Here is a 23203-nt window from a genome sequence, read left to right as displayed (position 1 = left end):
CAGCCCTGGTCCTGTGGCTCCGCGAACCCACCGGGTGATCATTTGTCAGACAGGCCCTAGAGCTGGTGTTCGTCGGCCGTCGTCTCCTCCTGCTTTCGTCAGCGTTGAGCGTACGCACCGTCCGGGTGGCTGCGGATACGGCGAGGGCCGCCCCGTGCTGGTCGGCGTGGGGCGGCCCTGGTGCGGTGCCGGTCAGGTCCCGGCGAGACGGTTGGAGAGGCCCAGGGCGGCGGTGGCCACCCCGAGGGCGGCGCACAGGCCGGTGACCTCGTAGAGGGTGGGGCGGACCAGGCGTGGCCAGGTGTCCGGGGCGTTGGGCCATGTGGCGAGGAGGACCTCGGTGGTGGGCAGGCCCAGGTGGGCGGTGATGTTCCAGCCTGCGGGGGAGGCGGGTTCCCAGTGCAGGCGGATGCGGCCGGGAGGGAGTTTCGGGGTGTCCGCCGGGAGCCAGGTGATGTCGAGCGGCCCGTCGGGCAGCGAGGAGATGCTCTGGACGAGGGCTCCGCGTACTTCGGCCGGCATGGGCCGCAGGGCGAGGCCGAGCAGTGGGCGCGGAGGGGAAGGCGGGTGTTGTGGCGGGATACAGACCTCCTGAGCAGGGCGGAAGCGGCTGGGTCAGGACCAGTTGAGGGCGTCGCGGACGGGGGCGGGGAGGTACCCCTCCTGGCCGTCCTCGGCGATGAAGACCACGCCGTCGCGTTCGATGACGTCTTCGGCGATGAAGTGGGTGAAGGGCCAGTCGGGGTTGACGGCGAGCCGGACGGGCAGGCCGGGGTCCATGGTCTGGAGCTGGCGGATGAGGTGGCCGACGGTCAGGTGTTGTGGCAAGGGAACCTCCGGAGGGCGACGCGGGCAGGACGGACGTGCTGGCGCGGGCGTTACTGCGGGTCGATGCGGAGCAGGTTGCGCAGCACTTCCGGGCCGGGGCTGTCCTCCTTCTGGTGGGTGTCGAGGTGTCGTCTGCGGCATTCGTTGACGTAGCCCTTGCCGGGGTGCTTGATCTCCCAGGTGCCGCAGGAGCAGACGGCCTGGGAGTAGAAGCGGCCGGGGCACTCGGGGTGACGGGGTTTGCCGGTGACGGTGTGCTTGTGCTCGGGCGGGCAGATCGAGTCGTCGGCGTGGTGGTTGGTCAGCGGAGCGCGGTATGGCAACGGGTGTTCCTCCCGGTCGGGGTGGGGGCCGGCCGGCTCGACGTCCGGACCGGCGGGCAGGTGGGGCGGGATCAGTCGGACAGCCGGTAGGAGCGCATCGGGTTCTCGGTCTCCAGCACCACCAGGCCGTCCTTGACCAGGCGGGTGAGAGACCTGCCGACTGTCCGGTCGCGAAGTCCCAGGGCCCGGCCTATCTGGCGCGTACGGGCACCAGGGGCCTTCGCGAGATGGGCGACGATCCGTGCGTCGCGGCGCAGGGAGTCCTCTCGCAGGTCGTCGAGGGTGAGGAGGGTGCCGCTGGCGGTGACCGCGAGGCTGAGCACGAAGGTGAGGGTGTCCGGCGCGGTGGTGACCGTGCTGATGACGCCGAGGCCCGCGATGGCGGGACCGGGAAGCCTGTTGAGGTCGAACGCGAGCTTCACGGGATCCTTCCGAGAGACGGTGAGGAACAACGGCCCGGCAGGGAGCCAGGCCGCCGGGGGATGTCAGCGAAGAGGGCTGGCGACAAGGGCGGCGAGGAAGCCAGCGACGGCCTCGGAAGGGGTGTCGGGGCCGAACTCCTGGACCCAGGGCTCTCCTTCGGCGGGGTCGACCCTGACTTGCCAGACGATGTCGCGCTTCCACGCGGACGGGTCTTCGGGGAGCCAGCCGACGTAGACGCGCCGGTCCGGGCTGGTGCAGTGCACGTTGGCCTCCGGGGTGTCGACCATCGCCCAGCCGAGCCCCCCGAGCAAGTCAAGGACAGGGCCCGCACAGTGGTCGCTGGAGAGCCACGCGCGGTCCTCCACGGCAGGGCGGACGACGTTGGGCAGGAGGGTGCTGGAGGTGTTCACGGTGGGACGGTCCCTTCGTTGACCTGCGGGTTTTCCCGACGTCCGTACGTTGACATGCGGTGTGCCGAGGTACGTAGTCGTTTCCCGGGGGAGGGTGTCTGCCGTGGGTGAACTGGCCGCCGAAGGGCGTCCGGCCAGGTCGGTGAATGCATCGTCTGCGGCGTGCCGTACAGGAGCCGGAGTGACGACGTGGCCGAACACGCCGGTACGAGAGCGGCGCCTGGCTGGGGCGCAGGTGCCGTGCGTACGGGCAGCCGTGGACGCCGGACGGCATCGCTGTCGTCATCGACGGCCAGTGGGCCGTGCATGCAAAACGGCGGGCGGCGAGAGCCTGGGCATCGTGAGAGAAGCACCCCTGTGCGGGGCGCCGTTGGTCGGCGTCGGCCGCCGGTCTCTTCCCGCGTCGCGGTGCTTCGCTGAACTACGTGGTAGCGGCCTTCTGTTTGGGGCCCTCGCTTTTGTTTCGCTCGGGTTGATTATGGCCAAGTGGCTCCGCGCGCACGCGATGTGACGTAGCGTGCTGTTGAGCTGGCGTCGGCCACCTCTCGCCCGCTCGGCATGCATCACCGTCGGCACACGCCGAGCCTCTGGTGCCGTGCGAATGAGAGGTGGATATGAGTCGTAGCAGGCCGCGCCATGCGGCACCGCGGGACACGTCAGTGACAAAGAGGGGCCTCGGACGCTGGGCCTGGCTGTTGATCCTGTTCTTGGTGGACAAGATCGTCGGCTAGCGACCCGCGGGCGCCCGAGACCCCAGAGGCTGAGAGCCGTGGTCTGTGACGCAGATGGCTCTCATCCGTGCCGGGTACCCGCGTCAACGGGTGCCCGGCACAACCCGCTCTCCTCCTGCGTGTGCCCCACTACGACAGGGCCACGTTGGGCAAGGAGAGCAGTCAATCTTGGCGAGCTGTATCTCGTAACCGGCCTGTCGCCTCACGTGTCAACACTAACGAAGCTTGGGAAACCGCGGAGTCGCTTTCGCCAATTGTGACGCGTAAAACTTAACGCGGATTACGTGGCTGGGTACTTCAGAGATTGGGCTTCTGGACGATCGCGGATGTTCCTCCGAAGCGCATCAGGGCTGGTCACCCGTGTGTCTCACTGCGAGCGGCGCATGGCCCGGAGCCAACGGGTGTAGGCCATTCGAGTGAAGGCCCTACACTTCCGCTCCTCCAAGAACCAAGGACGCCACGGAACTCGTCGGCCTGCGGAACGCCAGTCCCGTGTCCGACCCGATCCCGCGCTGCCCGTGACCTTTCCTGTCCTGCCGATCGTCGAGATCCCACGTTGGCGGCATGGACGTCTTGCCGATCGATGCGCCGTTCCGGCACGGGAGTTCCGGCGGTGTCCCAAGCAGGGTCAGGGGTCGGAAGCCGTGCGGGCTGCCCCCGGGCGATATGGCTGGGGCGGAGAGGCCGTGGACGGCGCTGGGTGAGCGTGGGCCAGGGAGCGTGGTACATGCGTGGACCGGGTGGTAGCGGCCTGTGTCAGATGGTCTGTCGGTGCCCGATTCGCTGTCGTGGTGGCTTTGCGGGCCTCGATCACGCGGCTGATCGCCTGGAGGGCTGTGCGGCCTTCGGCGTGTGCGAGCCGCAAGTCCGTTGCTGAGCTGGTGATCCGTTCCAAGTCGTGGAAGGCCGGCACGTGGCCGGGCCGGGTGAGCGTGTGCAGACGCTGCTGGTGGACGGCGATTGTGGTGTCCAGGACGAGGAGAGCTGAGCGGATGTGCATCGCCGAGCGCAGCAGCGGGTCTTCGACCGGACGGTTGATGGCGAGGGTTTCCAGCGCGTCGATGGGACGGCCCCAGGCTTTCTCGATCAGCGAGGTGGCCTGGCCGAGGGCGGTGGTGTCGGACACAGGTGGCTCCAGGAGGCGTGAGAAGGGTGGTGGTCAGCGGCTGTGCCCCGGGCGCGGGACCTGTGGAGCCGACGGTGGGCGCGGCGCCGGGATAACGCGCCGCGCGCTGGCAGACGGGGGCACAGTGGAGCGGGCGCTGGCGGCCTGGGCGCGGCGTACGTCCAGTGGTGTTGGCACCGGGGGTTTGACCGGGGTGGCGGTGGCTTGTGGGGGAAGGTGATGTAGGTCGTAGCCGTAGCGGGTGACGGGTGCGGGGTCGCTGAGGGCGGTGTTCATTGCGGCGACCAGTCCCTCGGGGGTGAAGGAGGAGGCGGTCGCCTACCAGCGGTCTCCGGGCGGGCCCGCGTGCATGAGCCATCGCTCTTGATGGCCGGTCATTTCGGCGCGATGGTCGAGGCGGTGACGGCGCAGGTGGACTTCGGCGAGGCCGTCCGGGGAGCGGAAGGAGACGTCGGTGGTGCCGAAGCTGTGGCTCCAGCCGGCTGCGGCGAGGGGTGTGCCGACGTCGAGGTCGGCGAGCGTGTTGTTGCCGTAGTAGAGGTAGGAATCGGGGCCCTCGGCGTAGGCGGCGGCGAGTGCGGTGGTGAAGTCGGCGACGATTTCGGTGGGGGTGCTGTTCTGGAAGGTGACCAGCCAGCGGGGCATGGCGAAGGCGTCGGAGTACGCCGTGATCTTCCAGAGGGTGTTGTCGTCGCCTTCGGGGAGGTAGCCGAGGCGGACGGTGTGGTCGGGTGAGGCGACGTAGACGTTGCCCAGCTCGTCGTGGGTCAGTTTCCAGTGCAGGTCGAGGAGGGGCCGGAGGGCGGGATCGCCGGTGTAGGTCGGTCCGGCGAGGTAGCGCGGGGTGACGTGGTACTCGCGCCACTGATCGGTGTCTTGGCTGTTCAGCACGGTGTCTCCGGAGGGTGCGGTCAGCGGCGTCGCGGCGGGGCCGGCGCGGACGGACCGCCGACCGGCGGTGTGGCGGCCGGGACCGGCGCTGTGGGCTGAGTGTTCCGAGTGCGGACGAGCGCCGCCGACTGGCGCGGGTCCGGGCTCGCCTCCTTGGGCCGGGCGGTGATGTAGGGGAGGTTCCGCTCGGGGATGGCGTGGAGCGGGCGCCTGACGGGGTCCGTGCTGCTGAGCGCGAGCGCAGCTTCCTGTACGAGGTAGAGGGGTGTAGTGCTGGTGAAGTCGGCGTGCCAGCGTTCGCCGTTGACGGACTCCACGCAGCCGTACATCGTCCACTGCGCGGGTCCCCCACCCTCTAGCTCGGTGTAGTGGTCGAGGTGGTCCTTGTGCAGGCGGAAGTAGGCGTGCCCGTCCGGCGCGTACTGGTAGAGGTAGGAGGCGGTGTCTTCGGTATGCCAGCTGCGGTCGGCGAGGGTGCGGGCGGGGCTGGCGGGCCGGTGGTGGGGGCCGCCGTGGAGGAAGTCGCGGTGATGGCTGGGCAGTCCCTGGGCGAGGGCGCGGGTGAAGGCCGAGGTGATCTCGGCCGGGGTGTTCTGGCTGAAGCTGGCGGACCAGACGGGCATGCCGAGCGGCTCGCGGTACTGGGTGATTTTCCAGCCCCCGTACCGGCTTTCGGGAACGGAGGCCACCAGCGCGTCTCCCCGCGGACTGGTGAGCATCAGCCCAGTGGTGGTGTTCACGGTGCCCCAGCCGTGGGCGGCGGACAACGGGGCGTGGATGGTGGTGGTGTCTCCGGGTCCGGCGAGGTAGACGGGGAAGACCAGCATGTCGGTGTCGGGAGAGGGTTCGCCCAGCGGGAGGGGGCTCATGGTGAGGGTTCCTGGCGGGAGGGGCACGGGCCCGCACGCAGCCGGATGCGGGCGGTACGGCGGCGCGCGGGCACGGGGCGGCAGGGGTGGCGGGGATGGTGGTCTGGTGCTGGGATCCATGACCGGGTCACCGGCCTCGGCGTGGGGCGGACTGCGCGGTGATGGCTGCTCGGGCCTGCGGCTGGGAGGCGTGGCTGAACAGGCCGCTGGAGGAGGCCGTGGTCCGGCGCAGCGCCGCTGCGGCACGTATCTCCTGCGATTCCGTGCGCGCCCCGGTGTGGGTGCGGGTGGCTGTCGCGGCTGGTGCGGCGGCGGTACGCGCTGGAGCGGTGGGATGGCTCCACTGCTCGACGGCGGTGTAGACAGGACCGAGGGCGCGGCCGGCTTCGGTCAGGGTGTAGGGGTCTCCGTGGCGTGGTCCGGTTCGGGTTACCAGTCCGTCGGTCTGGAGGCGGTTCAGCCGCTGGTAGGCGAGGGCGTTGTCCAGTCCGGCTTCTTCGGCGATGTGGACGAACCGCATGGGGCCGCTGGTGTCGAGGAGCTGGATTACCGCGGTCGTATGGCGCAGGTGGAGGCGGCGAAGTGCGTCCTCGACGCGCTCGGCGCCGGCTGCCGCGCCGAGCGGGACGTGAGTCTTGGACCATTCGGACAGGGCGCGGTGGACCGGTTCGAACGCGCGGCCGGAGGCGCTGAGCTGGTACGGGGCGCGGAAACGTGTGTCGGTACGGGTGACCAGTCCGTCCCTGCGCATCTCGAACAGCCGCTTGCCGATGAGGTTGTGACGGACGAACGGGAGCTGGGCGGCGACGTCATTCACGCGCATGGGGCTGCCGTGCTGTGCGAGGGTCTGCACGGTCCAGGCCGTCCACCGGGGCGCGATCACGGCGAGGGCGTGCTCGACCCGCTGGGCGTCGACGGAGCCGGTCAGGGAAGTGCCGGGCTGTGAGGTGGTGGTCATTGCGGTAACTCCAGGTGAGGCGGGGAGGGTTCGGTGGGGCCGGTGTGTAGCCGGTCCGGTGCTGGGACCTCGTATTACCGGCGGGGGTGCTCGGTGCGCAGGCGGTGGAGGACGGTGCCGAGGCGCCGGTTGCTGGCGTGGATGCCGTGGTCGCGCAGGGCCTGGCGCAGGGTGTCGCGGTTGAGCCGGGGCAGGCGGGCGGCGACCTGACGGGCGGTGGCCATCAGGTCTTCTGCGTCGTCCGCAGCGGTGCACCTCCGCCGGGCGAAGGCAGGAAGGGGTGTGGACTGTTCCAGGAGGAGGCGGACGTCGAGGAGGTCCCAGAGGGCCTCGGCCTGTGACGCTTCCTGCCGCTCCAGGTCCGCGACACGGGTGGCGTGGCGCAGAAGAGGGTCGTCGAGGCTGTTCTCTGCGGAGCGGCAATGCTGCCAGGCCGCGTCGAGATCACGGCGGGCGGCGCGTATGCGGTCGCTGGTGTCGGTGAGGGAGGCGAACCGCCGCAGCACGATGGGCAGGACGGGATCAACCGAGCCGATGTGCGCGGTGCTGCTGCGTAGTTCTTCCAGCGGGCGGCCGTAGCGGTGCTCGACCAGACGCCGGGTGTAGGTGACGGTGGACATGGTCTCTTCCTTCCTGGGCGTTCAGCGGGAACGGGAGGGCTTGGTCGCGGGAGTCGGCGCAGCGTTGGGCTCGACCGGGCTGTGTGCGGCGGCGGACGGATTGGGATCGGAGGCCGGGCGGCTGCGGCGTAGAGCGGCGGACACGCGCGGGCCGGCTGTCCGCGCGGCCTCAAGAGCTGCCTCGCCCCGCGGGGTGAGTGATACCGCCTGTCCCCGGTACAGGGAGGTGCTGGTATCCCGCCTGATCCATTTCCTGCTTTCCAGGACCCGCAGGGTCGGGATGGAGATCCGTACCCGGGAGCCGGAGATGAACCAGCTCGTGTTCAGGGTGCGTTCACTGAGAACGATGGTGCCGCGCTGGATCTCCTGCAGGGCCGTGAACTGTGCGGGAGTCGGGAGTACAGCGCGTCGCTCGACGGGGTTGGTCGGGATCATTCCGCGGCCTCCATGCGCGCCAGCAGGGACCGGACAAGGGTGGGCAGGCTGCCGGGGCCGTCGCCGAGCCGGACGCGGTTGGTGACCTCGTCGAGGACGTACTTCGCGTCTTCACGCAGACCGCTGGAGATTTCGGTGCAGGCGTCGGTGATGCGGGAGTCGGCGAGCAGCGACTGCGAGAGCACGTCGACGTACCCGCCGGGGGTGAGGCCAGCCGCTTCGGCAGCAGTACGGATGGCGGCCAGTTCCAGCGCGCTGAACCGGAAGCCCGGCTCGGTCGGTTCGGCGTCGCCGGGCGGGACGGAGTCCGGGTCCGGCTGTGGTGTGGTGGGGAGGCCGGCACGGGTGCAGATCTGGTCGACGGAGGTGGTGAGTTCGGCGAGGGATTCGGTGAGCCAGCCGAGCGCGGAGGCGTAGGAGGCGAGGGTGAACAGGCCGGCGGGAGTGGCCGGGAGCGGTTCGCCGAAGAACTCTTCGAGCCGATCGTTCAGCTCGCCGATCACCCGCGGGCCAGCGGCCAGCGGACCGAGGACGGGGTGCAGGTAGGACCGTCCGGCGGGGGTGGGGTACTCGGCGGTCAGGATGCCGGAGACGCTGCGCGCGGTGTCGGTGAGCAGGCCGGCCAGTTCGGTGCGGGACAGCGGGGTGCGGCTGGCGGTCATCGCAGGGCCTTTCGGGGATCGGCGGCGGGAGTGCTCGTGCTGAACGCCGTACGGGCGGGTGCCGGGCCGAACTGGTTCTCGCCCGTGTGAGGAGAACGGGCGCGGGCGGCCCGTACCCGTGCCTCGTCGGCCGGGCCGGTGTCGGCGGGCTGGTTGAGGCCGGTGCGGTTCATACGGAGCTGGGCGGTGCGGTAGGCGGCGTAGTCCTCGCGGGATCCGGCGGCGACGAGGTAGACCTCGCGGGCATACCGGGAGCCGGGTGGCGCGGGGCGGAACTGGACGACAAGGCGGTGGGAGGCGAAGGCGGTGCCGGTGCCGAGGTAAACCTTGTGGAACCCTTCGAGACGGCCCTCCAGGCGCTTGGCGACGCGCTCGCCGTGGACGAGATCCTGGAGGTGGAGCAGGGCCTGGTCGCGGATGAGGTCGGGGAGTTGGCGCAGGTCGGTGAGGGCGTCGGGGTGCGCGGCGAACGCGAAGCGGGCCGGGCTCACAACGGCCTCGACGTTGTCGTCCGTACCGCCCCGCTTGCCGACGGCGCGGCACTGCCGCCTACCTCGGCCGGGGAGGGCACCGTGGGACCGGTGGAGCGGGTGAGGGCCGCGCGGCTGCGTGCCCCTGCCGCGTCACCGTGGTATTCCGGCGGCCGGGGCAGGGGGCTGTGGCGGTAGAACAGCCAGTCCATCGCCGCTTCCTCGTCGGCGAACGCGCCCTCGCGCAGGGTGTACGTATCGGCGACGGCGCTGCTGGTTTCGAGGAAGACCCTGACCGGATCGTGTACGGCGCGCTGGTCGCGGGCCATGGTCCACGTCTCGTACGGGTAGTCCTCCGTCGTGTAGGTGTGGAGGACCTCGTAGCGACTGGCTGAGTCGCGGATCTTCTGCTCGGCCTGGACAGTGAGGTCGTCCGCGGGTGCGATGCCCGTATTGACCTGGGTGATGGGGTCGGGCGGGCAGCCGCGTTCGATCAGCCAGCCCTGGGCGAAGGCCAGGCCAGCGTGCGGGGCCGATTCGAAGGTGAATGTACGGACGCCCAGCTCCCGGGTGATCCTGACCGAGACGAGCTGCGGCTCGCCCGGCACACCCCACGTCGCTGAGGTGTCGTGGGCAATGAGGTAGCTGTGCGATCCGCTGGGGGTGTGGTGCTCGGCCAGCACCGCGAGATCCCCGGCCCACACACTCTGCTCCGCGTCTGCGGAGTCGGTGTCGGCGGGCTCGAAGCCGTCGAGACGGAAGTCGACTTCGACGCTCACTGGACCGCTCCCGCCATTTCGGGTGCTGGGGTGGCGAGGACGCGGTGGTTGGGGCGGGTTGGGCTGGTGGTGCAGGCGGCGAAGGGCCCGTCCGGGGCACGCAGGTGGACCAGGGTGTGGTCGAGGTGGTCGCGGTGCCAGGTGGAGGGGCCGGAGAGGCCGGCCTCGGCGTCGGTGAGCTGCTGCCACGCGAGCCAGAGGGCATGGAGGCGGGCGACGGCCTCGGGATGTTCGTGCCACTGGTCGCACCAGGGGCGGGTGGTGCTGATCTCCCGGCCGTAGACGGGCAGGAAGAGGTAGTTCACCCAGTCCGTGAGTGCCGCCAGCTCGGCGGTGTACGCCTTGCCGCCGAGCGCGAGGATGAACACGGACGCCGGGCCGTCACCCTGCCCGGCACTGGTGTTCTCGGTGCCGGGGACGGGTGTGGTGGTCGGCCGGGTCGCGGGTTCGGCGGCGGGGTCGGTGCCGAGGCGGTCGAGGATGACGCCGTGGTGGCGGACCTCGGCCATGGTGCGGGCGAGCGTGGTGGCGAGGTCGTCGAGATCCTCGTCGGGAACGCGAAAGGGCTCGGGTTCGGGGGCGGCCGTGCTGGGGTCTGACATGACGGATCCAAGAAGTGAGAGCGAGCAGGGCGGGACGGGGTGCTCGGCGCTCTTCTGCAGGTCACGGCAGTGCTCCATCGGTTCGAGGACGGCATGGGGAAGAGGATCCGCAGATTCCGGGATTTGGCCCGGCCGGAAGAGGGTGGTAAGGGGCCGCTACCGGGTGGTGCAGTGGGGGCAGCGCGGGAACGGCGGTGCCAGCAACTTCACCGCGCGGGTGGCTTGTTGGGGGATGACGCCGTTGCCGAGGGCGGTGAGCTGTGCTGGCCGGCCCAGGCCCTCGGTGGCGGTGACCCAGCCTGGCGGGAGCCCTTGCATCCACTCGACGAATTCCGCGCGCAGGCGTCCGCCCGCGTCGGTGGGCGAGGGTGCGGGGCGGGTGAGCGTCTCCCATCGGGTGACGGCGGAGGCATACGGTCCCCATCGCCCGTCGGATCCCCGGTCTGCGGGCTCGTGTCGGACCACAGCGGCAGGACGTCCGCCGGCAACGGCGGGCGTCGGCTGCTCCCCGGACGCTGGCCGGGTGTGCCCGTACGGGCCGGATGGGGAGTCGGCAGGAGCGAGGCGGCTGCGGAGGGGAGGGTCATGTCGCCGTTGCCGTGGCGCTGGTTCGGTGAGCCCTTGATCCCGTCCGACGCTTTGGGAGTGGGCAGCAGCCACTCCACCTCGTCCGCCAGATTCGGGCCGTGACCGCCGCTCTTGCGTTTGGCGGGGTGCTGGGAGCCGCCGTTCCTCGCGATGTTGCTGGTCGGGGTCTTGAGGAGTGTGTCCGGCGGGCCAGGCGACGAAGTTATCTGGACAGTTCGTCCTTGTAGGTGACTGTGTGCTCTGCGCCGCGTGCGTAGGGTTCCGACCGTGCGAGTGATGAAGATGCCCGATGCGGCAGTGGGTCAGCCCCAGGTGCGGTTGGTCGACGCGTCCGGCAAGCCGGTGGTTGAAGTCGATGAGTTCTTGCGGTTGTTGACGGTGCGGGCGTACTCGCCGAACACCGTCCGGGCCTATGCTCACGATCTGCAAAAGCTCTACCTGTTCTGTGAGGAACGAGGGATCGGGGCGGGCGGATTCACGCCGGCCCGAGCGGTGGAGTTCCTGGAGTGGCTACGGCTGGCGTCGTCGTCGCGGCGTGCTCAGCGGCTGGAGCTGGCGGTCGTGACGGGCGAGGGACGGGTGCTGTCGGCGAAGACGTGCAACCGGGTCTTGGCTGCGGTGTCCTCGTTCTACGAGTTCTTGATCGCCAGCGAGAAGTACGCTGGCCGGGACAACCCGATCGTCAAGAAGGTCGACCAGGCGGCAGCGCGCGTGCCGGACCGGTACCGGCCACCGTTGATGAACGCCCGTCGGCAGCAGCCGGTTCGCCGGGTTCTGCGGGTCAAGACAGTGGAGGCGGTACCGCGCCCGATGCCGGAAGCCGTCTACCGGGCTTTGGTCGATGAGCTGCGGACCCGCCGGGACCTGGCGCTGTTGGAAGTGATGTGGGAGGGCGGGCTGCGACCGGGTGAGGTCCTGGGCCTGCGGCTGGAGGACGTCTCCTACGGCCAGCGTCGGGTGACGGTCCGCAAGCGGGACGATCACCCGCGAGGAGTGCAGCAGAAGTCCCGCCGGGACCGCGTGGTGGACCTTCACGAGGGGCGGGCCTTGGCGGCCCTGAATGCCTATGTGATGCGTGAGAGGCCGTCCGATACGGATAGTCCCTGGGTCTTTCTCGTCGGGGGCCGGGGCAGGCGGCGGGGTGAGCCGCTGGGCTACGACGCGCTGGTGCGGATGTTCGCCCGGGCTGCACAGCGGGCCGGGGTGCGCGATGCCTGGCTGACGCCGCACAGCCTGCGGCACACCCACGCCACCAGGATGTTCGAGGGCGGCATGCGGGAGCTGACGCTGATGGCGCGGCTCGGACACGCGACACCGGACTCGATGAAGGTCTACACCCGGGTCAGTGATCCCGAGGTCGTCAAGGACTACCGGCGGGCGATCGGAGGGGAGGCCACGTGAGTGCGGACGCCCCGCTACGGGCGGTGTCATCGTCTCCCACCCTCGCTGAGCAGGTCCCCCGGCACTGCCCGGAAGCGGAGTACGCGGCGTTCACCGGCGGCCTGCCGATCACCGCACCGTGGCGCCGCAAGCACGCCAGCTTCCGGCTGCGCTTCGTCCGCACCTACCCAGACCTGCACGCCTGGTTCGCGCTGCCGCTCCGAGTCCGCCTCGGCTGGCGCAACGGCGAGGGACAGAACCGGCGCCGCGCGCCCGAACCCGGCTTCGACACGACCACGGCCTGGATCAACTTCAACGCCCGCCACTACCTGACCTACCTCGCGCTTACCGGTCGCCTGCGCATGGACTGGGGCTGGCTGCTGGGCATCGGAGTGCTCAAACCATTCCTCGTCGCCGACCAGCTCCAACTGCCGCTGCGCGATCAGAGCGAGGACCTGCGCACCCGTCTCCTCACGCTCGGACACGTCCGCGACGACGAAGCCTTCCGCGTTCCCTGGGGCCTGATCCGCCTGGCGATACACCGCGGTAACGCGGACCTGCATACGGTCACCAGCGACGACATCGAGGGGATGCGGAATGCCATCCGCCACTGCGAGCGCATTCCCGGCCTGCTCCACGTCGTCGGCGAGGACCGCTGTCCCACCCTGAAAGCGTCGTGGGGCACCAACGCATACCGCACCGGCTTGGCGCTGTTCCACGCCGGCATCACCGCCCGCCCGCCGGCCAGGGAGGAGGCGGTTGCGCTGCCGCAGCTCAGCAGCAAACCGCGCATCGACGCCGTCTTCGAACGCTTCCTTGCCGAACGCGCCCTGGTCCTGCGGCCCGAGAGCATGTCCAGCACCCGCGGCGGGCTGCGCCGCTTCGGCCTCTGGCTGGACACCGAACGCCCACACATCGACAGCCTTGACCAGCTCAACCGGGCTGATCTGGTCGACTTCATGGAGTCCGTCCACCGGCTGCACAAGATCAAGCACCCGGACCAGCCGCTGAGCCGGGCCTACCGCGCCGGCATCATCTCCACCGTCGCCGTGCTCTTCCGCTACGCCGCCGTCGCCGAATGGGACGACGTCCCCGCGCGCCCCCTGATCACGCACGCCGACATGCCCCGCGTCATCGAACGCGTCCCCCGGTTCATCCCAGCTGACCAGCTCGGCCCGGTCATGGACCGCGTCCGGGCCCTCGAATGCCCCCTCCAGCGGTGCGCGCTGCTGGTCGCCCGGTGGAGCGGCGCCCGCCGCACCGAGATCCGCAAGCTCCACCTCGACTGCCTCGACGCCTACCCCGACGGCACGCCCCGGCTCCGGCTCGCAGCGGGCAAGGCCCTCAAGGAGCGCATTGTCCCGCTCCACAAGGAAGCCGCCGAGGCCATCCGTACTCTCGCCGCACTGCGGCAGGCCCAATCCGACCGCGGGATCCACGACCCCGATCTCGGGCGCCCGACGCGCTACCTCTTCCTGCGCAACGGCGTGATCGCAGGCCCCGACTACCTCTTCGCCCACCCGCTCCGCGTGATCTGCGAAGAGCTCGCCATCCTCAACGGCCTCGGCAAACCCGCGATCCACCCCCACCGGTTCCGGCACACCCTGGGCACCCAACTCGCCGAGAAGGGCGCCCGGGTCCAGACCATCATGAAGGTCCTCGGCCACAAGAGCCCCGGCATGTCGATGACCTACACGCACATTTCCGACCCCACCGTCCTGGCCGACTACCAGGCCGTGCTTCAGCCAGGCGCCACCATCGCCGGCCCCCTCGCCGACACCCTGCGTTCCGGGCAACTCGACCAGGACGCGCTGGACTGGCTCAAGACCAACTTCTACAAGACCGAACTCGAGCTTGGACGCTGCCTTCGCCTTCCCCAGGAGGGCCCTTGTGAGTGCGACCTCTACCTCAGCTGCGCGAAGTTCGTCACCACACCCCAGTACGCGACACGCCTGCGTGAACGCCTCTGCGTCGAGCGGCAACTGATCACCGACGCAACGGACCGTGGATGGGAGCGGGAGATCGATCGCCACCAGCGCGTCGCCGACCGCATCACCAGCCTCCTCGACGACCTCGGCGAACCACACGACTGACCAGTGCGACTGAGAAAAGCACTGGTCGAACGGCTTCGCCCGGGACAGGATGCGGCTATGCGTTACGCCAACGAGGACCCCGAGCTGCTCGCTCTTGTCCACCGCTACGTCACGCCCGACAGGCGCTACCTCAAACTCGGCGGCCCTCTCACGCGCATGACCGAGCCTGAACGCACCAAGTTCACACGGGAGCTCGGCGAGGCCGCCGCCGATATCACGCCCCGCGAGCTGACCATCCTGCTCGAAGGCGGGTGGCGCGAACGCAAAACCGCAGCCTGGCTCATTGCCGTCGCCCGCAGAACTGAGTTCCGCGAACGTCTCGGCGAAATGTTGCTGGCCAGCCAGGTCTGCTTCGCAGGCTCGGCCTACTGCGTCACCTTCGCCACGTTCGCGACTCGCGCCGACGCGGACCTGCTGGCTGCCTACCTCGATCGCTACCTGCGACGCCCCGACCTCTACTACGACCAGCCGGCCGCCATGGGCGCGCTCCTCCACCTCGACGCCAAGCTCCGTGCCGATCAAGCAGCCCGATTCGTGACCCCAGACGGCCTCTGGCATCAGTGGATCGACGGACCGCCCCGCAAGGAGCACCACGGCACGCCAGACAGCTATCGCCAGAACATCAGCCAGCTCTGCGACTTCGCCGATGAGAGCGCCGAGCACCGCCCGGCAACGAACCGATGACGTCGTCCTCAGAGGGGTGACACCTGATCGAAGGAACCCGCAGCCACACAACTCAAGGTTGTCCAGATAAGCGAGGAAGGTCCGCTCGCGGCGATGCGGGGCTCCGACATCGGAAGCGCGTAGCACGAGCCACCGAGTGTCGTACCGGAGGTCGGCCAGGGATCCGAGTACGGCACCAAGTGCCCGCAGAGGAGGCTGATCTGGGGCGTCTCCCAGACACCACGGGCAGAATTCCACGTCGCCAGGGGAACCGGCGGGCGCGGTGAGGAGTCCGCGGACATTCTCGATCACCACCAGGCAGGGACGGAGGGCTTCGACCGCACAGGCGACATGCAGCCACAGCCCCGAGCGGGTACGGGCGTTGAGTCCGGCCCGGCGGCCGGCGACCGAGACGTCTTTGACACGGGAAACCCGCCGTCAGGACACACACCCGCTCGACATCAGCCCAGTCCACGGCGCTGATGTCACCCAGGTTGGGCACGCCCGGCCAGTGCCGGGCCAGGATCCGGGAGGCGTCGGGACTGGTTTCGGCGTGCCAGGCGACCCGGCCGCCGAGGGCGGTCTGCACACCGAGGTCCAGCCCGCCGTATCCGGAGCACAACGATCCGATCAGCGGACCGTGCGAGGCATTCATGCCCATGTCATCGGCCTCGTACGGCCGTCGGGGGACCCGCGGTCGTGGAGGCTGCCTTCGCGGCGGGCGCCGGTGACGGTGCTGCGTTGGCGGCGCTGTGGGATCGGCTGAGGGCGGCCCGGAGCCGTGCGGACGGGGGCAGGAGTGTTGTCGAGGCGGCGTGGAGCCTGGTGGCGGCTTCGTGCAGTGCTTCGTCGGCGAGGGAGAGCGCGTCTTCCAGGACGTCGACGGACGCCTCCCGCGCGTCGCGTACGTCGGGGTGGTCGTGTGACGGTTCGGTCTGGGCGAGGAAGGCGAGCTGGTGGTTCACCACGCCCAGAGCGGCGACGGCGTCGCCGGCGGGCTCGATGGCGGAGGCGAACCCGGTGATCACCCGGTCGCTGTGTGGCGCACGGTCCTGGTCGGTGACACGGAGGAGGACCTCGTCGCTCAACTGGGTTATCAGCTCGCCGAGTTCGGCGATCCGGCGGCAGACGGTGGTGAGTTCGGGTGAGCGGTGCGGGTCACCGAGTACGGGCAGTTTGCCGCGCTGGGCGTCGAACACGGACGCCATGTCTCGCAAGGCGAGTGCGTCGATCGTAGGAGTCTTGACCACGGAGTGTTCCTAAGGAGTGAGGAGCGGATGGGACGGACCGGGCGGTTCAGATGGGAGCCCGTGATGAAGTACGCGCGGCGGTTGCCGCGGGGAGGGTGCCGGGGCGTTGCGGGGGCTGCGCCGGTGGTCGCGGTGTGCTGCGGGCGAGCGCGGCGTGGACCCGGGCCGGCGGGGAATCGCCGGTGGTCGGAGCGGGCGCGGGCGTTGGTGCGGGGATGCCGTTGGCGCTCTGCCAGCGGGCGCGGACGTCGTTGAGGGGGCCGAGGGCGTGCAGGGCGTGGCCGATGAGCCGGCCCGGGGCCAAGGCTTCGTTCTCGGCCAGCGCCCGAATCGCACGGGCTGATTCGGCAGCGGTGCGGGTGAGAGAGGAACGCATGATCCGCTCGCCCAGCCACTCGACACTCCCGGCACCCACGCCGTCGCAGATCCCGGCGAGCTGGTCGGCGGTCAGTGTGCCGTCGGCGAGCAGGCCCCGCCGCTGGGCCTCCCACAACAGCGTCATCCGGTCGATGGGCTCGCCGCGGTGGCGCAGCGCCCCCAGGCGCCGGTAGAGGTGGGCGTGGGCGGGATCGGCGAAGTCGTCCGGCCGCAGCCACCCGGCCACCGCATCCATCGCCCCTGACCGGTCGGTCAGGACCGCCAGCAGGAACCGTTCGTCCTCGGCAACCTCGTCCATACCGGCGAGCGGAGGTTCGGCGGCTGCGATGGCGGGCGGTGTGGTGGGGGCTTGTGGGCGGGGTTCGGTCCCCCAGCGGCGTGCGAGGTCGCCGAGCACTCCGGCCAGGACGTCCGCCTGGTGCAGCGTTCCCTCGACGCCTCCCCGCAGGGCGTCGGCGCGGGCGGCCTGGTGCAGGCGGACGGCGTGTTCGGTGACGGTGCGGTGGATCGCGCCTTCCAGGACCATCCGGCCGTACAACGGCGCGTTCCCCGGGCGGGGGCACGCCGTGATCAGGGCGTGGGCGTAGGGGGCGGTGAGGCCGCGGACGTGGCGGCTCGCCTCGGCGACGGTGTCGGTCACCCACGACAGCGGCACCACTGCCTTCGCCTTGGTTGACACTGCGGGGTGGGCGTTGGTGTGGAGTGTGCGCATCGCGGCGAACAGGGCCCGGTGGACCGGGCGGGAGAAGTGCTCCGGCGCGAGCCAGTCCAGGCGCGTGAGCTGGCCTGGGTCGAGGAGAACAGCGCCGAGCACTGCCTGTTCGGCGCGCAGCAGCGGATTCACCGCTGCCCCCGTGGGTGAGGGGCGGGGGAGTCGTGCTGCTCGTCGAGGAGTTCGGCGACGGCTTGGTCGGCGGCGGCGAGGGCTGTGGCGAAGTGGTCCAGCTCCCCGGTGAAGACTGGGTCGGTGGCGAGGACCGAGCCGGCGCTGCTGACCAGCCACCACTGGCTGTCGCGCCGTACGGCCGGTGAACCGGCCAGCCGCTTGGAACGCGGTGTGGGGAGGGAAGGAGTGGGTGAGGACATGAGGAACTCCTGGAAGAGCGGGGCGATTTGGGGGTTCAGGCGGTGAGGCCGAGGTCGGCCTGGGTGGGGGCGCCGGAGTGGCAGGACCAGGGCGAGAGACGTGGGCGGGTCCTTGATGTGCGGAGGGTTGTGGTCAGCGGCTGGGGCGGGGAGCTGCGGGAGGCACGGGCCCCGCGGTCGGCGGGTTCTGGGCCGGGCTGGTCGTGGGACGACCGGCTGGGCGGTTGGGCGAGGAGGCGGTGGCCGCGCGGACCCGTGTGTCATCGGGAACTGCCCGGCTCGATGCCGGGCTGGGCGTGTCCTGTCCGGGCCCCGGTGGGGTGGTGCGGGTGTTCTGGGCGGTGTCGGTGAAGCGGCGCCAGGCGTACTCGGACCGGTCGTCGGCCCAGGCACTGGCCTGAGCGGTCAGTGCGGGTGCGAGGGCGGCGACCTCGGTGGCGGGTACGGTGCCGAAGGTGAGCAACTGCCCGCGGGCGGACCACAGGTCCAGGTACCAGTCCTCCCCGACCGGATACGCCTTCACATGGGCGCCCGAGTTGTCCGGCTGGTAGGCCCAGAAGCCGCTCAGGTCACTCCAGCCGGGCCCCGCGAACGGCGGGGTCTGCGGCTCCACGGCCGGTACGGGCGTGCCGCGGTCTGCGACGGTGAACAGATCGATCAACGTCTCGTTGTGGAGGGCGTTCTTGACCAGCCCGAGGACCTCGGACGCGTCCAGCCCTTCCCGCGCCTCCAGCGCACCGACGACATGCCGCAGGGTCCGCAGTGTCTGCCGCGCTCCTTCGGGGTCGATGAGGTCTTCGGCCGGACCGGATTCCTTCAGCTCGTACCGCACCCGTACGCCCGCCGAGCGCAGCCCGTCCATCTGCTGGGGGCCGGGCCGGTCGGGAAGCTGCTCGACGCGGTAGAGAAGGGCGTCGAACGGGCGCATGTGCTGACATACGGCGTGCTGCGCGTAGCGGTCGGCGCGGTCCCTGAACGCGCTGGTGGCGGCGGTGCGGACCGCGTCGTCGTGGTGGCGCAGGGAGGTGAGCAGGCCCATGTAGCGGTCGCGGGTGTCGATCTGTTCGCGCAGGACCGACTCGTACGCCGCGTTCAGCAGCTCCAGATCCGACAGGCCGGCAGCCGACTCCTCCCCGTACCGGACGGCCTGTTCACGCAGGGCGGCTACGCGTCCGGCGGCGGGGATGTTCCACACGCTCATGCCGACAGCCCGAAGTCGTCACGACGGCCCAGGGACTTGGCGATGGCTCGCTCGGTGATGGCCTGTGTCGCGCGGGCGGATGCCGGGCCGACCGTTGTCGCGGAGGGCTGTGTGTACCAGGGCTGGAGGTCGAGCATGGCCGCCCGGATACCGGTCGCGAACAGCAGGGCCCGTCCCTTGGGCAGGGCCCGGATCGCGTCCGGCGGCAGAATCCGCTCGGTGCGCATGCTGACCGACGTGGACTTGCCGCTGTCGCTGGTCGACACGGAGGTGGTCTGGACGTCGTGGTCGCCGATGAGGCGGGAGAGCCGGTCGGCGAAGTCGCTGTCGTCGATGCCGGAGCCGATGATTTTGACGGTGGCGGCGGACCACAGGGCGTCCATCCCGGCCTCGCCCCAGCATTTCTGGCCCTGACGGTAGGACTGCAGGATCGTCATCGGGATGACACCCCGGGAGCCTAGGTGGGAGTAGAGGTCGGGGAGATCGCTGATTTTGCAGACGTTGGCGGCCTCGTCCAGGACACACAACGCGGGCGGGTCGAGCCGCCCGCCCGAGCGCTCCGCCACGACCACGGCCGCGCGCATCACCGCATCGGCCGCCGCCGCGATGATCGCCGACGCCGAACCGCCCCCGTCCTTGCTCAGCAGGTACAGCGTGTCGCGGGAGGTGGCGAACACGGAAGGCCGGAACTCGGGAAGGTGCTTGGCGGGGGTGACCCAGGCGGCGACTTCGGGATCGAGGAGGCAGCTCGCGTACTGGCGGGCGGTCTCGTAGATGCCGTCCCGCGTTTCGGTGGCGCCGCTGACCGTGCCCTGAAGCTGCGCGGCGACCGCGTCGTGGCTGGCGTCGGTGAGCAGGTCCACCGGGGTGCGGTCTGCAGGCGAGGCGAGCCAGGCGAGGACGTCGGTGATCGGGCGGTGGTGGCTAGCGGCAGCTAGGAACAGGGCGCCAAGGGTGTTGCTGGCGGCGGTGGACCAGAAGTCGGAGCCGCTGGACTCGTCCACACTGGCCGCGACAAAGTGCCCGGCCAGACGCTTCGCGCCCGCGAGATCCTGGGCGTCGGCCAGGATGTCCCACCACATCTGACGTGGGTGGTGGGCGATCTGCTGAGGATCGAGCGTCCACACCGTGCCAACCTCGGCGCGGGCGTCGACGGTCGCAGTGAAGGCGTCGTTGGCCGCCTTATTCGAGGTCAGCAGGACGGGGCCGGGCGCGGCGAGGATCGCGGGGATGGCGAGACCGGATGTCTTGCCGGAGCGCGGGGCCATGATCGCGACGAGGACGTCCTCCCAGGAAGCGCGGACTTCGGCGCGGCCCGGCGAGAGGGTGCCGACGAGGATTCCCCGGTCGGCCGGGGCGATCTCCTTCGCCTTGAGCTTGGCCAGGCTCGGCCGCAGGGTCTTCGCTTTGGCGGTGATCTCCTTGTCCAGCAGCGGCGCGAGATCGGCTTTGCGGGCAAGGCCGTTACGGGGACCGCGCCATCGTGTCCACAGGGCCAGCCCGGTGACGGCGAGCCCGAGCATGAGCAGGCCCGGGACGATCCGGGCGCCGATCAGCAGGGCGGTGGGGCTCAGGTGGGGCCACAGCTTCTGGGGCCGCAGGAGTGCGTCGGTGGCTTCGAAGGGCGCCCAGGGGCCCGTACCGGCAAGGGCGTTGGTGACGTTGCCGGCCAACCAGACGAGAGAACCGGCGGCGATCGCGGCGCCGAGGACGCCGAAGAGGAGATAGAGGAGCGTGTCGGTCCCGGTGGTGGACGAGGGCGTGCTGGTACGCGGAGCGGGCATGTCGGATCCAGGAAGGTGGCGGTGGGCGTCGGGCGGGGGCGGTGCGCGCGGCGCTCTTGTGCTGGTCATTGCGGGTGGCTCCTGTTCTGGCGGGGCGGGCAGCGGGGTTAGCGGGGTGATGCCGGGTGGGCGACGAGCGCGGCGGAGTCCTCCCGGCCCGGGGTGGTTACGGGCCGGCGCCGGTTCAGACGGTGGCGTGGGGTTCGACGGCCAGGGTGAGCTGGTCGGTGAGGGACGCCAGGCGGGCCTGCGCGTCGTCGGGGCTGTCGGCGGTGACGATGACGAAGCCGACCCGGGCGGCGCCGGGGAGTGAGGTGGGCGGGAGGCAGACCTGGTCGCCGATGTTGCGCAGCCAGGTCACCTGATGCAGCCACGGACACAACGGGCCCGGTACGGCAGAGAGGCGGCGGGCGGTGAGGGTGCCGGCGGCGGGCGGGTAGAGCAGTGTGATCGCGGCGGTGGCGTGCGCGGTGAGGGTGAGGTTCGGTGTGTTTCCGCAGGCAATGTCGGCGGCGATGCGGGGCAGATCGAGGCCGGTGGCGAGGCGGACGAGTTCGCCGATCATGTCCCCGCCGATACGCGCGTTGACCTCGACGATCCTCGGACCGGTACCGGTCAGGCGCATCTCCACATGCTGCACCCCATCGGTCACACCGAGGGCGCGCAACGCCTGGGCGGCGACCGGGGCGACCTCGGGCAGGAGCGGGTCGCCGGCGGTGACGGTGTGGCCGACTTCCTCGAAGTACGGCGCGAAGCCAACGTCCTTACGGGTGACCGCGATGACGGTGGTCACGCCGTGCTGGGTGACGCACTCCACGGATATCTCCGGCCCGTCCAGATACTCCTCGACCAGGACACCGCTGCCCTCCCGCCCCTGCGCACCGGCCCCGGACACAGCGAACTCCCACCCAGCCGTGAGGTCTTCGGGGCTGTCGATGCGGATGACACCGATGCTCCCCGCGTGGGAAGAAGGCTTGAGCACGACAGGGAAACCTGTGCGGTGCGCGGCGGCGGTCGCCTCCGGCAGGGTGTGTACGCGGGTGGATGTCGCGGACGGCACGTTGTGCTGGGCGAAGTGACGGCGGCTGGCCGCTTTGTCCCGGGAGGCGTTCATCGACGCGACCGTGCTGCCCGGCAGCCCGAGTTGGGCGGTGAGGTGCGCGGTCGCGACGAGGGCGTATTCGTCCCAGGTCAGGACGCCTGCGATGGTGTGGCGTTCGGCCAGCGCGAGTCAGGCGGCGATCACCGACGTGGGGTCGCGGGGGTCGGCGACCTCGTGGTCGACCACGAGGTCCTGCTGCCAGGTCGGCGGCTTGGCATCGATCAGCGCGACCGGATACGCGGCGGCAACCCGTTCCATGCAGTAGCCGCGCAGCACCGGGTCCGTACCACCGATCACGATCAGAACCGGATCAGCGACAAAGGTGGACCGTGACATGGAAAAGCCTCCGTGGAAGGGGAGTTGGGCGGGGAGGTGAAGGAGGACCGGCCGGGGGCGTGGGCGGGTGAGGGTGTTCACGGGGTATCGACCGGTACGGCCGGATCACTGGCCTGCGTGTCAGCCGGGGCCGTGTGAGCTGGGGCCGGGCCGGATGCGCGGACCGGCGACAGCGCCGGATTGCCCTCGGCGCGGTGTCGGCACAGGCCGGCGAAGCACGCGCCCAGCACGACGCCCTGGACCACGGCGCACGCCAGCAGCAGGTGGGGAAGGCCGGCGGCGGGCACGGCGGCGACGAGGATTCCGGCGGCGGGGAACGGCAGCAGGAGCAGGATGATCGTGACCGCGAGGGTGGAGCCGAACGCGCGGGCGGGGATGAGACGGCTGCGCAGGGTGCGCAGGACCACGGTCAGCACGCCGTCGGCGGCCATCAGCACCGCGACCACCACGGTGTAGGCGCGGAAGCCGGGCACGAAAGCGATGGCCAGGCATGCCGCGGTGGAGAGCGTGGCGGCTGCCGCGCCGACCGGCCACACCTGCCACCGTCCGATCGCGCGATGGGCGGCCCACACAGCGAACAGGGAGGCAACGGCCGCCAGGCTCCACATCGTCCCCGCCTCCACACCCGACCGGTGGTAGTGGTGAATCACCGTGATGGGAGTGGCGGCCTGGAGCACACCGAGAGAGAGATTGGAGGCGGCGAGACCGCCGATCAGCCAGCCCAGAGCGGGAATGCTGCGCACGGTCCGCCAGCCGGTCAGCAGGCTGCTGGGAACCGGACGGTGATCCATCGGGTCACTGTGACCCCGCGCACCGGCCGCCGCAGTCACAGCCAGCGCCGCGATCACGGCCATCAGCAGGGGCGGTCCGGCCAGGAGCAGCAGACCGCCGAGCAGCGGTCCGGTCAGCAGGGCACCTTGGTCGATACCGGTCTGCACCGCTTGGACCCGGTGCGCCCGCTCGCCGGGCCGACGGCCGGCTGCGGCGCCGAGGGTTTCGACCGCGACGAAGGACACCTCCGCCACCAGCCCCGCAACAGCCCCGAAGGTCATGACGACCCAGGTGGTCGCCGTACCGGTGGCGGGCAGAACCAGCAGCACCCCGCCGGCCACCGCGACCACCATGGCGCGGACGAGGTTGGCGGTACGGAAGGCCCGGCCGGCACCCCACCGGTCCACGAGCGATCCGGCGAACGAGAAGGACACCAGGCGCGGG

27 protein-coding genes and 2 pseudogenes are annotated in these 23203 nt (G+C 70.5%); 3 read left to right on the top strand and 26 right to left on the bottom strand.

Going from position 1 to position 23203, the window contains the following annotated elements; translation table 11 throughout:
* Positions 1 to 192: 192 nt before the first annotated feature.
* From GA0115259_RS11645 to GA0115259_RS41695, 16 genes are all read right to left on the bottom strand, one after another.
* Complete coding sequence (locus GA0115259_RS11645) at positions 193 to 522, bottom strand: esterase (protein ID WP_093594758.1); 330 nt, start codon at positions 520 to 522, stop codon at positions 193 to 195.
* Positions 523 to 615: 93 nt separating this feature from the next.
* Complete coding sequence (locus tag GA0115259_RS11640; protein ID WP_093594755.1) at positions 616 to 828, bottom strand: hypothetical protein; 213 nt, start codon at positions 826 to 828, stop codon at positions 616 to 618.
* Between the two features lie 50 nt (positions 829 to 878).
* Positions 879 to 1151: a hypothetical protein gene (locus GA0115259_RS11635; protein ID WP_093594752.1), complete on the bottom strand. Its 273-nt coding sequence runs from the start codon at positions 1149 to 1151 to the stop codon at positions 879 to 881.
* A 71-nt stretch (positions 1152 to 1222) separates the two neighbouring features.
* Positions 1223 to 1573, bottom strand: a complete 351-nt coding sequence (locus tag GA0115259_RS11630) for a MarR family transcriptional regulator (RefSeq protein WP_093594749.1) — start codon at positions 1571 to 1573, stop codon at positions 1223 to 1225.
* 63 nt (positions 1574 to 1636) lie between these two features.
* A complete protein-coding gene (locus GA0115259_RS11625; RefSeq protein WP_093594746.1) occupies positions 1637 to 1984 on the bottom strand; it encodes an SPDY domain-containing protein in 348 nt (115 codons plus the stop codon).
* Between the two features lie 1359 nt (positions 1985 to 3343).
* Positions 3344 to 3841: a hypothetical protein gene (locus tag GA0115259_RS11620; RefSeq protein ID WP_176732511.1), complete on the bottom strand. Its 498-nt coding sequence runs from the start codon at positions 3839 to 3841 to the stop codon at positions 3344 to 3346.
* Positions 3842 to 4159: 318 nt separating this feature from the next.
* A complete protein-coding gene (locus GA0115259_RS40210; protein ID WP_161230347.1) occupies positions 4160 to 4732 on the bottom strand; it encodes an SPDY domain-containing protein in 573 nt (190 codons plus the stop codon).
* A gap of 20 nt (positions 4733 to 4752) precedes the next feature.
* Positions 4753 to 5601, bottom strand: coding sequence for an SPDY domain-containing protein (locus GA0115259_RS11610; RefSeq protein WP_161230346.1), 849 nt, complete (start codon positions 5599 to 5601; stop codon positions 4753 to 4755).
* Positions 5602 to 5728: 127 nt separating this feature from the next.
* A complete protein-coding gene (locus GA0115259_RS11605) occupies positions 5729 to 6559 on the bottom strand; it encodes a winged helix-turn-helix transcriptional regulator (protein WP_093594738.1) in 831 nt (276 codons plus the stop codon).
* Positions 6560 to 6633: 74 nt separating this feature from the next.
* Positions 6634 to 7179: a hypothetical protein gene (locus tag GA0115259_RS11600; RefSeq protein WP_093594735.1), complete on the bottom strand. Its 546-nt coding sequence runs from the start codon at positions 7177 to 7179 to the stop codon at positions 6634 to 6636.
* 21 nt (positions 7180 to 7200) lie between these two features.
* Positions 7201 to 7614, bottom strand: coding sequence for a hypothetical protein (locus GA0115259_RS11595; RefSeq protein WP_093594732.1), 414 nt, complete (start codon positions 7612 to 7614; stop codon positions 7201 to 7203).
* On the bottom strand, positions 7611 to 8276 hold the full coding sequence (locus GA0115259_RS11590) for a hypothetical protein (RefSeq protein ID WP_093594729.1): 666 nt from the start codon (positions 8274 to 8276) through the stop codon (positions 7611 to 7613). The genes GA0115259_RS11595 and GA0115259_RS11590 overlap by 4 nt, the downstream gene beginning before the upstream one ends.
* Entirely contained in the window at positions 8273 to 8767 is a 495-nt protein-coding gene (locus GA0115259_RS11585) for a hypothetical protein (protein ID WP_093594726.1), read from the bottom strand. Before GA0115259_RS11585 ends, GA0115259_RS11590 begins: the two co-directional genes overlap by 4 nt.
* On the bottom strand, positions 8764 to 9525 hold the full coding sequence (locus tag GA0115259_RS11580) for a glycosyl hydrolase (protein ID WP_093594724.1): 762 nt from the start codon (positions 9523 to 9525) through the stop codon (positions 8764 to 8766). Before GA0115259_RS11580 ends, GA0115259_RS11585 begins: the two co-directional genes overlap by 4 nt.
* Positions 9522 to 10127, bottom strand: a complete 606-nt coding sequence (locus tag GA0115259_RS11575) for a DUF4913 domain-containing protein (protein ID WP_093594773.1) — start codon at positions 10125 to 10127, stop codon at positions 9522 to 9524. Before GA0115259_RS11575 ends, GA0115259_RS11580 begins: the two co-directional genes overlap by 4 nt.
* A gap of 156 nt (positions 10128 to 10283) precedes the next feature.
* Positions 10284 to 10592 carry a hypothetical protein gene (locus GA0115259_RS41695; RefSeq protein WP_093594721.1) on the bottom strand — a complete coding sequence of 103 codons (309 nt, stop codon included), beginning with the start codon at positions 10590 to 10592 and terminating at the stop codon, positions 10284 to 10286.
* Between the two features lie 399 nt (positions 10593 to 10991).
* On the opposite strand from GA0115259_RS41695, the gene GA0115259_RS11560 reads away from it, so the two are divergent.
* From GA0115259_RS11560 to GA0115259_RS11550, 3 genes are read left to right on the top strand one after another with little or no spacing between them, the layout of a single operon-like run.
* Positions 10992 to 12116 carry a tyrosine-type recombinase/integrase gene (locus GA0115259_RS11560; protein WP_093594770.1) on the top strand — a complete coding sequence of 375 codons (1125 nt, stop codon included), beginning with the start codon at positions 10992 to 10994 and terminating at the stop codon, positions 12114 to 12116.
* The gene (locus tag GA0115259_RS41150) at positions 12113 to 14188 is read left to right on the top strand and encodes a tyrosine-type recombinase/integrase (protein ID WP_202449901.1); all 2076 of its coding nucleotides are present in this window, start codon (positions 12113 to 12115) and stop codon (positions 14186 to 14188) included. Before GA0115259_RS11560 ends, GA0115259_RS41150 begins: the two co-directional genes overlap by 4 nt.
* Positions 14189 to 14245: 57 nt before the next feature.
* Complete coding sequence (locus GA0115259_RS11550) at positions 14246 to 14872, top strand: DUF6000 family protein (RefSeq protein ID WP_093594718.1); 627 nt, start codon at positions 14246 to 14248, stop codon at positions 14870 to 14872.
* Between the two features lie 129 nt (positions 14873 to 15001).
* Here the strand turns inward: GA0115259_RS11550 and GA0115259_RS42770 are convergent.
* The 10 genes and pseudogenes from GA0115259_RS42770 to GA0115259_RS11515 all read right to left on the bottom strand — a co-directional run.
* Positions 15002 to 15208, bottom strand: a pseudogene (locus GA0115259_RS42770) (C-5 cytosine-specific DNA methylase); the annotation flags it as partial.
* Positions 15209 to 15329: 121 nt separating this feature from the next.
* Positions 15330 to 15506, bottom strand: a pseudogene (locus GA0115259_RS42765) (DNA methyltransferase); the annotation flags it as partial.
* A gap of 7 nt (positions 15507 to 15513) precedes the next feature.
* Positions 15514 to 16101, bottom strand: coding sequence for a hypothetical protein (locus tag GA0115259_RS11540; protein ID WP_093594715.1), 588 nt, complete (start codon positions 16099 to 16101; stop codon positions 15514 to 15516).
* Positions 16102 to 16147: 46 nt separating this feature from the next.
* The gene (locus tag GA0115259_RS11535) at positions 16148 to 17323 is read right to left on the bottom strand and encodes a DnaB-like helicase N-terminal domain-containing protein (protein ID WP_161230345.1); all 1176 of its coding nucleotides are present in this window, start codon (positions 17321 to 17323) and stop codon (positions 16148 to 16150) included.
* Positions 17320 to 17565, bottom strand: a complete 246-nt coding sequence (locus GA0115259_RS40200; RefSeq protein WP_161230344.1) for a hypothetical protein — start codon at positions 17563 to 17565, stop codon at positions 17320 to 17322. The genes GA0115259_RS11535 and GA0115259_RS40200 overlap by 4 nt, the downstream gene beginning before the upstream one ends.
* A gap of 133 nt (positions 17566 to 17698) precedes the next feature.
* Complete coding sequence (locus tag GA0115259_RS11530; RefSeq protein WP_141716532.1) at positions 17699 to 18766, bottom strand: hypothetical protein; 1068 nt, start codon at positions 18764 to 18766, stop codon at positions 17699 to 17701.
* Positions 18763 to 20550: a type IV secretory system conjugative DNA transfer family protein gene (locus tag GA0115259_RS11525; RefSeq protein ID WP_161230348.1), complete on the bottom strand. Its 1788-nt coding sequence runs from the start codon at positions 20548 to 20550 to the stop codon at positions 18763 to 18765. Before GA0115259_RS11525 ends, GA0115259_RS11530 begins: the two co-directional genes overlap by 4 nt.
* Before the next feature lie 184 nt (positions 20551 to 20734).
* Positions 20735 to 21664 (bottom strand): ATP-grasp domain-containing protein, encoded by a 930-nt coding sequence (locus tag GA0115259_RS11520; protein ID WP_237539927.1) that lies wholly within the window; start codon positions 21662 to 21664, stop codon positions 20735 to 20737.
* A gap of 117 nt (positions 21665 to 21781) precedes the next feature.
* Positions 21782 to 21988 carry a hypothetical protein gene (locus GA0115259_RS41690; RefSeq protein ID WP_237539926.1) on the bottom strand — a complete coding sequence of 69 codons (207 nt, stop codon included), beginning with the start codon at positions 21986 to 21988 and terminating at the stop codon, positions 21782 to 21784.
* 77 nt (positions 21989 to 22065) lie between these two features.
* Positions 22066 to 23203: MFS transporter (locus GA0115259_RS11515; RefSeq protein WP_107469168.1), on the bottom strand; the 1138-nt coding region annotated here is incomplete at its 5' end.

It is taken from the genome of Streptomyces sp. MnatMP-M17 (assembly GCF_900091995.1).
GTDB lineage: Bacteria > Actinomycetota > Actinomycetes > Streptomycetales > Streptomycetaceae > Streptomyces.
This window is presented reverse-complemented; position numbering and strand designations above follow the sequence as displayed.